The organism is Amycolatopsis sp. NPDC033938 (assembly GCF_055575975.1).
This window is the reverse complement of the sequence record NZ_JBVIRO010000004.1, coordinates 55,329-68,364: the sequence shown is the minus strand read 5'-3', so window position 1 is coordinate 68,364 and position 13,036 is coordinate 55,329. Positions and strand designations below refer to the sequence as shown.

Sequence of the window (13,036 nt, the reverse complement as noted above, 5' to 3'; positions counted from 1 at the left end):
GAGCGGGGGCCAGTCGAGTAGTACCGCCAAACGGCTGCACTCGGCGCGCGACCGGTCGATCACATGGCATCCTGCATTGTTGACAGGTCGTAAGCAGGGGAGGCCAGGTTGGACATCTCGGCGATCCTCGACGACATCCGGGAGCACTGGCACGTCTACGCCACGATGCCGTTCATCGCCGCGCTCATCGGCTACATCACCAAACGCGTCGCCATCGAGATGATGTTCCGCCCGCTCGAATTCGTCGGGATCAAACCCTTCCTCGGCTGGCAGGGGGTCATCCCGGCCAACTCTCGCCGGATGGCGACCACCGCCGTCGACCTGCTGACCAAGAACCTCGTCGATCCGCAGGAGATCTTTTCGCGGCTCGATCCCGACGAGGTGGTCAAGGAGCTGGAAGAACCGCTTCTCAAGGCGGTCGAGGACGTCACCCGTGAGGTGATGGAGCAGTACCAGCCCCGGCTGTGGGAGCTGCTGCCGACACGGGCGCAGCGGATGCTGGTCGACCAGGTCCGGGTGCAGGCGCCGAAGGTCGTCGCCCGGCTGATGCGCGAGGTGTCGACGAACATCGACGAGGTCCTCGACGTCAACGAGATGCTGATCAACGCGATGGTCCGGGACAAATCGCTGACCTGCCGCCTGATCAAGGAGGTCGCGACCCCGGAACTCCGGTTCATCGCCCGGTCCGGGATCTACTTCGGCTTCGTGATCGGCCTGGTCCAGTTCATCGTGTGGGCGCTGACGAAGCAGCCGTTGATCATGCCGATCTTCGGTTTCGTCACGGGTTTCGTCACAGACTGGCTGGCCTTGAAGATGATCTTCTATCCGCGTGAGCCACGCCGGTTCCTGTTCTTCAGCTGGCAGGGCATGTTCCAGAAACGCCGTCAGGCGGTCGCCCGCGATTACGGCGCGCTGATCGCGGACGAGGTCCTCACCGTGCGGAACGTGATGGAGGCCGTGCTCACCGGGCCGAAGTCGGACAAGCTGTTCTCGATGATCACCCGCGAGGTGCGGCGGACCATCGACGCGCAGGCGAGTATCGCGAAACCCTTGGTGGCGCTGACCGTCGGCGGCAAGCAGTACCAGGAGATGAAGCAGGCCGCGGCGGAGAAGGCGATCGCGTACCTCCCCGAAACGGTGAAACACGTGGAGAGCTACGCCACAGACGCGCTCGACGTGCGCAACACGATCGTCGTGAAGATGCAGCAACTGACCCCGCTCGAGTTCGAAGGGATCCTGCGACCCGCCTTCCAGCAGGACGAATGGAAGCTGATCGCGGTCGGCGCGGTGATCGGCGGGCTCGTGGGTGAACTTCAGGTCCTGCTACTACTCCATTGAGGACCGGCGGCTAGGTTCCCCTCAAGCGAGACGCGGGAGGGGCTGCGAGTGAACGCCGTCATCGCCGACCTCGGCGAGCACTGGCAGGTATACGTCACCATGCCGTTCATCGCGGCGTTGATCGGCTACGTCACCAAACGTGTCGCCATCGAGATGATGTTCAAACCGGTGGAATTCGTCGGCGTCAAACCGTTCCTCGGCTGGCAGGGAGTCCTGCCGGCGAACGCCGAGCGGATGGCTGCCACCGCCACCGAGATGCTGACGAGCAACCTCGTCGACCCGAAGGAGATCTTCGCCAGGCTCGACCCCGCTCAGGTGGCGAAGGAGATCGAACAGCCGCTGCTCCGCGTCGTCGAAGACGTCACCCGCGAGGTGATGGAGCAGTACCAGCCCCGGCTGTGGGAGGTGCTGCCGAACTCCGCCCAGCAGCTGCTGCTCAAACGCGTGCAGGCCGAAGCGCCGCGAGCGATCACGAAGATCATGGGCGAGATCGCCGAGAACATCGAGGACGTCCTCGACCTCAAGCACATGGTCGTGACGAACCTGGTGCGCGACAAGGCCTTGCTGAACCGCCTGATCCGCGACATCTCACGGCCGGAGATGCGGTTCATCGCGCGGTCGGGGATCGTGTTCGGCTTCTCCCTCGGCTGTGTCCAACTGCTCGTGTGGGCACTGACGAAGTCGCCGATCGTGCTGCCGCTGTTCGGTATCGGCATCGGCTGGTTCACCGACTGGATCGCACTGAAGATGATCTTCCTGCCGCGTGAGCCGAAACGGTTCTTCGGCTTCTACACCTGGCAAGGCGTGTTCCAGAAACGGAAGGATCAGGTGGCCGCCGACTACGGCGACATGATCGCGCGCGAGATCATCACCATCCCGAACCTGCTCGAAGCCGTGCTGAGCGGGCCGAAGTCGGACAAACTGTTCACGATGATCACCCGCGAGGTGCAGCGGACCATCGACGCGCAGGCCAGTGTCGTCAAGCCGTTCGTCGCGATGGCGGTCGGCAGCAGGCGGTTCCAGGAGATGAAGCAGACGGCGGCGGCGAAGGCGGCGGCGCGGATCCCGGAGACGATCCGGCACGCCGAGACTTACGCGGTCAACGCCCTCGACGTCCGGAACACCATTGTGGACAGAATGCGGCGGCTGAACCCGCTCGAATTCGAGCAGTTGCTGCGCCCGGCGTTCCGGCAGGACGAGTGGAAGCTCATCGCCGTCGGCGCGGTGATCGGCGGCCTCGTCGGTGAACTTCAGGTGCTCCTGCTGCTTCACTGACGGGTACCCGATACCGTTTCCCATCCGCCGGAGCACGAGCGAGGAGGTCCCATGGACGCCGTCCTCGACGACCTCGCCCGGCACTGGTGGCTGTACGCCGCGATCCCGTTCATCGCCGCGTTGATCGGCTACGTCACCAAACGCGTCGCCATCGAGATGATGTTCAAACCGCTCGAGTTCGTCGGCATCAAGCCGTTCCTCGGCTGGCAGGGCGTGGTGCCCAAACACGGCGGGCGGATGGCCGCCGTCGCGACCGAACTGCTGACGTCGAACCTGCTGGACGTCAAAGAGGTCTTCCGCCGGATCGACCCGGCGATCATCACGCGTGAGATCGAGCAACCGCTGCTGCGGGCAGTGGACGAGGTCGCCCGCGAAGTGCTCGAAAAGCACCATCCCAGGCTTTGGGAGGTCATGCCGACGATGGCCCAGGAACTGCTGATCAAGCAGATCCAGGCGGCCACCCCCCGGCTGGTGCGCGAGTTCATGACGGAGATGACCGAGAACCTCGACGAGGTGCTCGACTTCCAGCACATGACCGTCCAGCGGCTCACCAGGGACAGGAAGCTGCTCGTCCGGCTGATCCGCGAGACGTCGCGACCGGAGATGGCGTTCATCGCGCGCACCGGCATCTACTTCGGTTTCGGGCTCGGCGTCGTGCAGGCGATCGTCTGGGCGGCGACGAAGGAACCGTGGGTGCTGCCGATCTTCGGCGGTTGCATCGGGCTGTTCACCGACTGGCTGGCGATCAAGCTGATCTTCGTGCCGCGCGAGCCGGTGCGCGTCGGCCGGGTGATCCTGCAGGGCAAGTTCCAGCGACGGCGGGCCGAGGTCGCGCACCAGTACGGCGAGATGATCGCGAACGAGATCCTCACCGTGCCGAACCTGCTCGACGCGGTGCTGCGCGGGCCGCGGTCGGACCGGCTGTACGCGCTGGTCGAACGGCTCGTGGCGAACGCCGTCGACGAGCAGGCGAGCGCCGCGAGACCGATGGTGGCGCTGGCCGTCGGCGGGCAACGGCTACAGGAGATCAAGCAGGCGGCCGCGCGGAAGGCGCTGGAGCACCTGCCCCCGACGATCCGCTACGCCGAGGGCTATCTGACCGAGGCGATGGACGTCGCGAAGATCGTCGAGCGGCGGATGCTCGGGCTGACACCGCTGGAATTCGAGGGCCTCTTGCGGCCGGCGTTCCGGCAGGACGAGTGGAAGCTCATCGCCGTCGGCGGCGCCATCGGCTTCCTGGTCGGTGAGCTGCAGGTCCTGCTCATGCTGCACTGACTGATCGCCTTTAGCGGGCTAAACGCGATCCGGGGGCCGTGAAGTGGGGCGTTCTCACGTGGTCGCGACACGGGTTGATTACGGTGGTGGGGTGGCGTCCGAACCCCAGCAACTGCCAGCCGTGCACGAGGCGTGGCTTCCGCGTGAGCACGCGCTGCACCGGCCCCGCCACGGCGGCAGGCAGCTGACCGCGCTCATCAGCGCGCTCCTGTTCTTCACGACCCCGGCTCTGCTGTGGGTGTTCGGCGTGCGGCCGGGTGAGATCGAGAACCACAAGCTCGCGGGTTTCCCCGGACTGGACCGCGGCTGGGGCTTCTTCACCGACATGCCGGCCTGGGCCATCGACCAGCTGTCGTTCCGGCCGGGCGCGATCGCCGCCGCCGACGCGATCAGCCGCGGGATCTTCGGCGAAGGTGCCCCGCTCGACCAGCCGCCACCGCAGCAGCAAGCGGGACCGATCCCCGCCCCGCCCGCCCCATCGCCGACCAAGACCGCGCCGACCCAGGGTCCGACGCCGAACGCCGCGTCCGGCTATCGCCGTGTCGTACAGGGCCGCGACGGCTGGCTGTACTACGGCTACGACGCCGACGCGAAATGCGATCCGTCCCGTCCGCTGCCCGAGACCATCGACAAGATCAACGAGCTGCGGCGCGCGGTCGAGCAGTCCGGGCGCCGGTTCGAACTCGTCGTCGCGCCGGACAAGTCGACGATGGTCCCGCAGTTCCTGCCCGACAGCTACCCCGGCAAGGACTGCTCGCGTTCGGCCGAGGCGAGCACCTGGCACCGGATGATCAAGGACGCCCGCGCGATCGACCTGCGGCCCGAACTACGCGCGTCCGAGGGCCGGGTGCTGCATCCGATCTACCCGTCCAACGACACGCACTGGGCCGACGAGGGCGCGCTGGTGATGACGCGCGCCATCGCGAACGCGATCAAACCGGGCGTCACGCAGACCTGGGTCAGCGTGCCCGTCGGCCAGTACGACACGGTCGCGGATCTGCCGCCGCTGATCAACAAACAGGGCACCAAGACGAACACGCTCTACAGCCTCCGCCCCGACGGCGTGGTCGAGCGCGCGGGTGAACCCAACGGCGACATCGACCGGCCGGTGTACCGCACGGCCAGCCCGCTGATCGGGACCGTGGACGACAAGATCCTGATCTACGGGGACTCGTTCACGAAGGCGTCTTCGCGCTACCTCTCCGGCGCGTTCACGAACCTGACGATGCTGGCGCACTTCACCCAGAAGACGTCGCAGGCCGAAGCCGTCGACGCTTTCGTGAACGCGAACGTGGTCGTCCTCGAAGCCGTGGAACGCAGTGTCGCCGGCGGTCAGCTGGCGTTCATCGACCCCGGGTTCATGGAAGCGGTCAAGAAGGCGCTCGCCGAGAACCCGATCCGCTAGCGCAGGGCGGGCTGCGCGGGTTGCGCCGTCGCGGTCGGTTCGACGCGGACGCGGGTGCTCCGGCCGCGCAGCCACGCAATGAGGCGGCAGACCAGGTAGATCACGAACGAGATCGTCGTGACGAACGCGCTCACCGGCTTTCCCGGCGCGAGCGAAAGGATGATCCCGCCGAGCGCCGCGATCTCCGCGAACACGATCGACAGCACGGTCGCCTTCCACGGGCTGGCCGTGACCCGCGCGGCCGCCGCGGCCGGGGTCACCATCAGGGAGACGACGAGCAGCGCGCCGACGATCTGCACGCCGAGCGCGCTCGAAATCCCGACGAGCACCGCGAAGATCAGCGACAGCAGCCGGACCGGCACGCCGCGGGCCGCGGCGACCGCGGGGTCGACCGTGGCGAACAGCAGCGGCCGGTAGATCACCGCGAGCACCACCAGCACGACGACGGAGGCGCCGACGAGCAGGTTCAGGTTGGTCGAGTCGATGGTGATGATCTGCCCGACGAGGATGCCGAACTTGTTGGCGCTGCGGCCTTCGTAGAACGAGAGCAGCAGCACGCCCATACCGAGTCCGAAGGCGAGGATCACGCCGATCACGGAGTCGCGTTCGGACTCACGGCCGCCGAGGATCCCGATCAGCAGGGCGGCGATCACCGCGCCCGCGAGGCCGCCGAGTTCGACGCCGACGCCGAGCAGCAGCGCGCCCGCCGCGCCGGTGAAGGCCAGTTCGGCGGTGCCGTGCACGGCGAACGACATCCGCCGCATGACCACCAGCGGGCCGAGCACGCCCGCGACCAGCCCGAGTACGGCGGCCGCCAGAAGCGCGGTCTGCACGAAGTCGAGGCCGAGAAGCTCGCCGGTGAGGGCGAAGTCGAACATCTTGTCCACGGTGCTAGCTGGCCTGTTCGTCGATGTGGTGGGGTTCGTCCTCGCACAGCGCGCTCTGCGCCCCGGCGACGTGGATCTGGCCGCCGACCTTGAGCACCTCGATCCGCGTGCCGTACAGCTCGGACAACGTCTCCGAGTTCATCACCTCGTCCGGTTTACCGACCCGGAACTGGCCGTTCACCAGGTACAGCATCCTGTCCACATAGGACAGGATCGGATTGATCTCGTGGGTGACGAACAGGACGGCGGTGTTCGCCGAACGCCGCCGCTCGTCGATCAGTTCGCTGACGGCGCGCTGATGGGCGAGGTCGAGGGAGAGCAGCGGCTCGTCGCACAGCAGGACCTCGGGGTCGCCGACCAGCGACTGCGCGACGCGAAGCCGCTGCTGCTCGCCGCCGGAAAGCCGCCCGACAGGCTGCTTCGCGTAGGCCTGCGCGCCGACGGACTCGATCGCCCGCGAAACCAGCTGCCGTCGTTTCGCGAGGCCGAAGAGCCCCGTTCCCCACCGGTGCCCGTCCAGGCCGAGGCCGACCAGGTCCACCCCGCGCATCGTCAGGCCCTCGTCGAGGGCGCGCTGCTGCGGGATGTAGCCGATCCGCCGGTTCTGCCCGCCGGGCTGCCGCCCCGCGATCTCGACCGTGCCCTCCGGCAGCCCCTGCTGACCGAGCAGCACCTTGAGCAGGCTGCTCTTGCCGGAACCGTTCGGTCCGAGGATCGCGAGGAACTCGCCGGGCTCGACGTCGAGATCGAGCCCGGACCAGAGGGTTCTGGTGCCGAACGCGAGACTCGCCCCGCGGACACGGACCGCGGGGCGCGCCTCGGCAGGTACGGAGCTCACTACTTCAGTGCTCCCGCCAGCGAGTCCACTTCCTTGGTCATCCATGCAATGTAGTCGGTCACACCCTGGGGAAGCGTTTCGGTCACGTCGACGACCGCGACCCCGGCGTTCTTGGCGTCACCGACGACCTGCTGGGTGACCGGGGTGGTGGTCTGCGCGTTGTTGATCAGGGCCTTGACCTGCTTGCCGGAGATCAGCTGCTTGACCTCGTTGAGCGCGGCGGCGGGCACGTCCTGCTCCGCTTCCACGGCCTCGGCGAAGGCGGGCGGAGTCGCGTCGGTGACCTTCGCGCTGTCGAGCAGGTAGTGCGCGACGGGTTCGGTCGCGACGACCTTGGCGTTCGAAGCGCCCAGCCCGGTGACCTTCTTCAGCAGTTCCTGGGTCTTGCCCTTGAACGCGGTCGCGTTGGCGGTGAAGGCGTCCTTCGACGCGGGCTGGATCTCGCCGAGCTTCGCGGCGACCTGGTCGGCGATCTTTTCGACACCGGGCAGGCTGTACCAGACGTGCTCGTTCTCGTTGCCCGTCGCGGCGATGTCGACGGCGACCAACTTCTGGGCGTCGGTGGCCTGGTCGGCGAGCTTCGAGAAGAAGTCGTCGTAGCCGCCGCCGTTGGACAGCGTCAGCTTCGCGTTCTTCGCGGCGATGGCGTCGCTGGCGGTGGTCTCGTAGGAGTGCGGGTCGGCCGAGGGGTCGTGGATGATCGAGGTGACCTCGACCTTGTCGCCGCCGACGGCGGTCACGACGCTGCCCCAGACGTCGGTCGAGGCGACGACCTTGATCTTGTCACCGGCGCCGGGGTTCGCGGCGGACGCGTTCTGCGCGCCGGAGCCGGTCGACGCCTTGTCGCCCGACGCGCAAGCCGTCGCGCCCACGGCGAGGACGGCCAAGGCGGACACAGCCGCGAATACACTCTTGGTACGGCGGGAATTCATCTACTGCACTCCTGCGGATGCCCAGGCCAGGTGTCCCAGATGCCGGGTAATGGAAACCGTTGTCAGATTCAACTGTACCCCATCTGGCTGATACCACTCCATCGATCACTGTCCGCTGTACCCAGGGTCACTCTGAATCGAGACCTGCCACACGTCGGGTGATGCTTCTGGAAAACGTTCTGAACCGTTACGGTTTGCGAATGGGCCGTCCTATCCGCACCAGGAGGCAGGCGACACTGGCGTCGCTGGCCGCAGAGCTCGGTGTGTCGAGGACCACCGTCTCGAACGCCTACAACCGACCGGACCAGCTGTCCCCTGAGCTGCGCCGTCGCGTCCTCGAGACCGCACGGCGCCTTGGCTACCCGGGCCCGGACCCGGTGGCCCGTTCGCTGCGGACGCGCAAGGCCGGCGCTGTCGGCCTTCTGCTCACCGAGAACCTCTCCTACGCGTTCCGTGACCCCGCCGCCATCGGCGTACTCGAAGGACTCGCGCTGGCCTGCGAAGACGCGGGCGTCGGCCTGCACCTCGTCCCGGCGAGCCCGGGCCGCGAGGACGTCGCGGCCGTGCATCGCGCCGGTGTCGACGGCTTCGTCGTCTACTCGGTGCCCGACGACGACCCGCACCTCGGCGCCGTCCTGGAGCGCCCGGTGCCGACGGTGATCGTCGACCAGCCGAGGGTCGACGGCGTCGACCGGGTCGGCCCGGACGACGCGGCCGCGGTCACCGCCATGGCCGACCACCTCATCTCGCTGGGACACCGGCAGATCGGCGTGCTGTGCATGCGGCTGGCCCGCGAGCGCAACGACGACTTCGTCTCCATCCAGCGGCAGAGCGCCGCGCATTTCCACGTCCAGCGGATCCGGCTGGAGGCGCTGGCCGCCGCGTTCTCCTCGGCCGGAGTCGACTGGGCGACCGTGCCGGTGGTCGAGCGCTTCGACCACACGGTGGACGACGGCGCGTCGGCCGCGCGGCAGCTGCTCGACGCGTACCCGCAGGTCACCGCCGTGATCTGCACCTCGGACATCCTCGCGCTCGGCGCGCTGGCCGAAGCCGAACGCCGCGGGCTGCGGGTGCCGCAGGATCTGACGGTCACCGGTTTCGACGGCATCACCGAGGCCGAACGCTCCGGCCTCACCACGGTCCATCAGCCGGTGCTCGAAAAGGGGAAGGCGGCGGGCAAGCTGCTGCTCAGCTCAGCCGACCGGGTCGGGCCGAAGGTGATCACCCTCGCCACCGAACTGCGCGTCGGCCGTACGTCGGCACCGCCACGCACGGCCGAGGAACGCTGGTTCGGGCCGTGACATGAGCCCCGAAGAGTTGCCCTCGACCGGCTCAGCCGGTTCCAATGGGCCGGTGACCTCCATCGACGTACTGCTCAAGCGCAATCAGGAGCTGGGCGATGTCACCCCTGGTGACCGCTCCTCCCCGAGGCCATCGCTCCACGTGACGATTCTGACCTGCATGGACGCCCGTATCCGGGTGTTCGAGATCTTCGGCCTGATCCAGGGCGAATCGCACATCCTGCGCAACGCCGGTGGTGTCGTCACCGACGACACGATCCGTTCGCTCGCGCTCAGCCAGCGGAAGCTGGGCACGCGCGAGGTGCTCATCGTCCAGCACACCGACTGCGGCCTGTCCATGGTCACCGAGGACGATTTCAAGGACGAACTCGAAGCCGCCAGCGGGCTGCGCCCGACCTGGTCGGTCGAGGCGTTCCGCGAGGTCGAGGACAGCGTGCGCCGGTCGGTGCAGCGTGTGCGGCGCAGCGACTTCCTGCCGCACAGGGACAACGTGCGCGGCTTCGTCTACGACGTGAAGACGGGGCGCCTCAGCGAAGTCGCGTAAGGGTTTTAAGCTTGGCCGCGTGGGCGTCGACGCGGTTGTGCTGAGCGAGTGGTTCGACGAGGTGGGACGCGACCTGCCCTGGCGGGAGCCCGACTGCACCGCCTGGGGTGTACTCGTCAGCGAGATCATGTTGCAGCAGACGCCGGTCGCGCGCGTCCAGCCGATCTGGCTCGACTGGATGGCCCGCTGGCCGGTCCCGTCGGCGCTGGCGGCGTCGTCGCAGGGCGAGGTCGTCCGCGCCTGGGGCAAACTCGGTTACCCGCGGCGCGCGCTGCGACTGCATGCCGCGGCGGCCGTCATCGCCGCCGAACACGGCGACGTCGTTCCGTCCGATGTGGACACTCTGCTCGCGTTGCCCGGCATCGGCGCGTACACCGCCCGCGCGGTCGCGGCCTTCGCCTACGGCAAACGGGCGCCGGTGGTGGACACGAACGTCCGGCGCGTGGTGGCCAGGGCGGTACACGGCGCGGGTGACGCCGGACCGCCGTCGAACACCCGCGACATGGCCGACGTGGAAGCGTTGCTACCGCTCGAAGACGCTCCCGCGGCGAAGCTCTCGGCCGCGCTGATGGAACTCGGCGCGCTCGTCTGCACCGCCCGGTCGCCGCGCTGCGCGGACTGCCCGATCTACGACGACTGCGCCTGGCAGCACGCGGGCAAACCCGCCTACGCCGGGCCCGCGAAGCAGGTCCAGAAGTTCGCCGGGACCGACCGGCAGGTGCGCGGGCTGCTGCTCGACGTCCTGCGGGGTACCGAAGGTCCGGTCGAGAAGGCGCGGCTCGACCTCGTCTGGCACGAATCCGGGCAGCGCGACCGCTGTCTCGACTCCCTGCTGGTCGACGGTCTGCTCGAACAGACCGGGGACGGCCTGTTCGCGCTCCCTGGCGAACACTAACGCATTACGACAAAAGTTGGTCAATGGTTGTCATCGGCGCGATGGCGGGTTAGCTTTCCGGCCAAAGCGCATGATGGGAGCTCGCCCGTGGCCGACTTCGACCGACGTACCGCGCTCAAGGGAGGCCTGACGGTAAGCGCCGTCGGGCTACTGGGGACAGCAACGACTTCCGCCGCTTCCGCGGCGACCGGGGTACAGGAACCGCAGATCTACGGCACGGCCGCGTGGGGCGCCCGTCCGCCGAACGGAACGATCGAGGTGCAGGACCACAAACCGACGTACATCGTCGTGCACCATACGGTCGATCCGGGCAATGTCACCGACTACACGCTCGAACACGCCTTCTGGGCGTCGCGCTCGATCCAGAACTTCCACATGGACACCCGTGGCTGGGTCGACAGCGGCCAGCAGTTCACGAACAGCCGCGGCGGGCACATCACCGAAGGACGGCATCGCAGCCTGGAGGTGCTTCGCGGCGGAACGCGGCACGTACTGGGCGCGAACGTGGGAAACCACAACAGCACGTGCATCGGGATCGAGAACGAGGGCCTTTACAGCAAGGAAGACGTCACGCCGGCGCTGTGGGACTCGCTGGTGAAGATGGTCGCCTACATCGCGTCGCAGTACGGGATCAAGCCGGAATTCATCAAGGGGCACCGGGACTTCAACTCGACCGAATGCCCGGGAACCGTGCTGTACAACCGGCTTCCGGAACTGCGGACCGAGGTCGGGAAGCTGCTGGGCTCGGCGTCGCCGAAAGTGGACCTGCTCGAATGGCCGTTGCTCAAACCCGGCGACTCCGGACCACGGGTGCGGACGGCCCAGGAACTCCTGCGGGCGCGAGGTTTCGGCGTTCCCGTCGACGGCGTGTTCGGACAGTCCACAAAGGACGCCGTCGCCGCGGTCGCCGCCCGGCACGGACTCGAGCGCGACGCCTGCGGCGCGACCGCGGCGACCGACGAGACCGGGTTCCTCGGCTCCGACGTCTGGCCGCTGCTCACGCGACCCGGGACCGATCCGCGGGCGCTGAAAGCACAACTCGCCGGCTGAACGGCAACGACGAGAGGATCACGAAGGCGGCGCACCAAGGGAGCAGGAACGTTCCCAGTGGCAGCAGCAGGCCGCCGATGAGCGCTCCACCGGCGACGGCGCCGTTCCAGGCCGCGATCGTGAGCGACTGGGCGGCGTCGGCGGTGGTGCCCGCGATCAGGGCGGTGACGGCCTGGAAAGCGGTCGGGGCACCGCCGAAGGCCAGGCCCCAGAGGCAGGCCGCGGCCAGCACCAGTCCGGGGACGCCGTCACTGAGTCCGATGAGGACGATGGCGGCGGCTGTCACGCCAGTGCAGATCAGCAAGACCGCGCGCGGACGGTGGTCCAGCGCGGCACCGACGGCGACCAGCCCGCCGACCGTGCCGCAGCCGAACACCAGCAGTGCCGCGCCCAGCATCCGCGGCGAGCCCAGTCCGGCGAGGACCGGGCCGATGTAGGTGTAGGCGACGTTGTGCCCCAACGAGAACAGCGCCACCGTCGCCAGCACCGGACGCATCCCCGGCAGCCGTGACGCGGCCAGCGGGCGGGTGGGGCGCGCCGGATCCGCGGGCACGGTGGGCACCGCGACGAGCACCCATGCCAAGAGCGGCACGGAGATCAGTCCCATCGCGGCGAACGCCCAGCGCCAATCGGCCAGTTCGCCGAGCGCGGTACCCGCTGGCACGCCGAGGGCGAAACCGATGGGGGTGCCGGACATGGCAACGGCCAGCGCGCGTCCGGTGAGTCCCGGCGGCACGAGCCGCATCGCGTATCCGGCGACGAGAGACCACATCACGCCGGTCAACGCGCCGGAGACGATCCGCGCGGCCAGGATCAGCGGATACGACGAGGACACGGCGATCACCAGATTGGTCAGCAGAAAGCCGATGATCAGCGCGACGAGCAACTGTTTGCGCGGCACCCGGAGAGTGGCCGTGGTGAGCGGGATCGCGGTGAGCGCGGTGGTGATCGCGTAGACCGTCACCAGCTGGCCGGTCGCCGACGGGGACACCCCGAGATCCGCCGACATGCCCAGCAGCAGACCGGCGGGCAGCACCTCGGTGAGGCAGCCGAGGAAGACCGTCGTCGTCAGCGCGAGCAGCGCCGGGAGGGGCAGCATGCGTCGACGATCTCTCTCGTGGCGCGGCGCGGGATAGTCCCGGGCGGGTATGCCGCGGGGTTATCGGGCGCCGGTAAGGGGTGGGCTGGGTTGGTCGTGAGTGGCGATTCGGGTTGGTAAACCCATAAGCCCACACCACCAAACCCGCCCCCCCCCCCCACCCCCCGGCCCCAGACCCCCCCCCGCAAACACACCCG

Annotated in this window: 12 protein-coding genes; 8 read left to right on the top strand and 4 right to left on the bottom strand. The window is 68.1% G+C overall.

What is annotated here, in order from left to right; genetic code table 11:
* Nucleotides 1-108 precede the first annotated feature (108 nt).
* From ACZ5ZX_RS13125 to ACZ5ZX_RS13110, 4 genes are all read left to right on the top strand, one after another.
* Entirely contained in the window at nt 109-1,338 is a 1,230-nt protein-coding gene (locus tag ACZ5ZX_RS13125) for a DUF445 domain-containing protein (protein WP_465502223.1), read from the top strand.
* A gap of 48 nt (nt 1,339-1,386) precedes the next feature.
* Nucleotides 1,387-2,613, top strand: a complete 1,227-nt coding sequence (locus tag ACZ5ZX_RS13120; protein WP_465502222.1) for a DUF445 domain-containing protein — start codon at nt 1,387-1,389, stop codon at nt 2,611-2,613.
* Between the two features lie 51 nt (nt 2,614-2,664).
* Nucleotides 2,665-3,888, top strand: coding sequence for a DUF445 domain-containing protein (locus tag ACZ5ZX_RS13115; RefSeq protein WP_465502221.1), 1,224 nt, complete (start codon nt 2,665-2,667; stop codon nt 3,886-3,888).
* 91 nt (nt 3,889-3,979) lie between these two features.
* Nucleotides 3,980-5,293 (top strand): alginate O-acetyltransferase AlgX-related protein, encoded by a 1,314-nt coding sequence (locus ACZ5ZX_RS13110; RefSeq protein WP_465502220.1) that lies wholly within the window; start codon nt 3,980-3,982, stop codon nt 5,291-5,293.
* Here ACZ5ZX_RS13110 and ACZ5ZX_RS13105 read toward each other — a convergent pair.
* Genes ACZ5ZX_RS13105 through ACZ5ZX_RS13095 form a run of 3 tightly spaced genes read right to left on the bottom strand, consistent with a single transcriptional unit; the run spans nt 5,290 to nt 7,950 of the window.
* Complete coding sequence (locus ACZ5ZX_RS13105) at nt 5,290-6,180, bottom strand: metal ABC transporter permease (protein WP_465502219.1); 891 nt, start codon at nt 6,178-6,180, stop codon at nt 5,290-5,292. The two genes, ACZ5ZX_RS13110 and ACZ5ZX_RS13105, sit on opposite strands and share 4 nt — an antisense overlap.
* A gap of 4 nt (nt 6,181-6,184) precedes the next feature.
* Nucleotides 6,185-7,018 carry a metal ABC transporter ATP-binding protein gene (locus ACZ5ZX_RS13100; RefSeq protein ID WP_465502218.1) on the bottom strand — a complete coding sequence of 278 codons (834 nt, stop codon included), beginning with the start codon at nt 7,016-7,018 and terminating at the stop codon, nt 6,185-6,187.
* Complete coding sequence (locus ACZ5ZX_RS13095; RefSeq protein WP_465502217.1) at nt 7,018-7,950, bottom strand: metal ABC transporter solute-binding protein, Zn/Mn family; 933 nt, start codon at nt 7,948-7,950, stop codon at nt 7,018-7,020. The genes ACZ5ZX_RS13100 and ACZ5ZX_RS13095 overlap by 1 nt, the downstream gene beginning before the upstream one ends.
* 200 nt (nt 7,951-8,150) lie before the next feature.
* On the opposite strand from ACZ5ZX_RS13095, the gene ACZ5ZX_RS13090 reads away from it, so the two are divergent.
* The 4 genes from ACZ5ZX_RS13090 to ACZ5ZX_RS13075 all read left to right on the top strand — a co-directional run bounded on the left by ACZ5ZX_RS13090 (nt 8,151) and on the right by ACZ5ZX_RS13075 (nt 11,740).
* Nucleotides 8,151-9,251, top strand: coding sequence for a LacI family DNA-binding transcriptional regulator (locus tag ACZ5ZX_RS13090; protein ID WP_465502216.1), 1,101 nt, complete (start codon nt 8,151-8,153; stop codon nt 9,249-9,251).
* A gap of 52 nt (nt 9,252-9,303) precedes the next feature.
* On the top strand, nt 9,304-9,795 hold the full coding sequence (locus ACZ5ZX_RS13085; protein WP_037318925.1) for a beta-class carbonic anhydrase: 492 nt from the start codon (nt 9,304-9,306) through the stop codon (nt 9,793-9,795).
* A gap of 19 nt (nt 9,796-9,814) precedes the next feature.
* Nucleotides 9,815-10,690, top strand: a complete 876-nt coding sequence (locus tag ACZ5ZX_RS13080) for an HhH-GPD family protein (RefSeq protein WP_044853751.1) — start codon at nt 9,815-9,817, stop codon at nt 10,688-10,690.
* An 87-nt stretch (nt 10,691-10,777) separates the two neighbouring features.
* Nucleotides 10,778-11,740 carry a peptidoglycan recognition protein family protein gene (locus ACZ5ZX_RS13075; RefSeq protein ID WP_465502215.1) on the top strand — a complete coding sequence of 321 codons (963 nt, stop codon included), beginning with the start codon at nt 10,778-10,780 and terminating at the stop codon, nt 11,738-11,740.
* Here the strand turns inward: ACZ5ZX_RS13075 and ACZ5ZX_RS13070 are convergent.
* Nucleotides 11,688-12,839 carry an MFS transporter gene (locus tag ACZ5ZX_RS13070; RefSeq protein ID WP_465502214.1) on the bottom strand — a complete coding sequence of 384 codons (1,152 nt, stop codon included), beginning with the start codon at nt 12,837-12,839 and terminating at the stop codon, nt 11,688-11,690. The genes ACZ5ZX_RS13075 and ACZ5ZX_RS13070 overlap by 53 nt on opposite strands.
* Between the last annotated feature and the right edge of the window lie 197 nt (nt 12,840-13,036).

What these genes read in the sequence shown, in the direction of transcription:
- ACZ5ZX_RS13115 (WP_465502221.1), top strand. Translation starts at nt 2,665, where the DNA reads ATGGACGCCGTCCTCGACGACCTCGCCCGGCACTGGTGGCTGTACGCC.
- ACZ5ZX_RS13095 (WP_465502217.1), bottom strand. Translation starts at nt 7,950, where the DNA reads ATGAATTCCCGCCGTACCAAGAGTGTATTCGCGGCTGTGTCCGCCTTG.
- ACZ5ZX_RS13090 (WP_465502216.1), top strand. Translation starts at nt 8,151, where the DNA reads ATGGGCCGTCCTATCCGCACCAGGAGGCAGGCGACACTGGCGTCGCTG.
- ACZ5ZX_RS13070 (WP_465502214.1), bottom strand. Translation starts at nt 12,839, where the DNA reads ATGCTGCCCCTCCCGGCGCTGCTCGCGCTGACGACGACGGTCTTCCTC.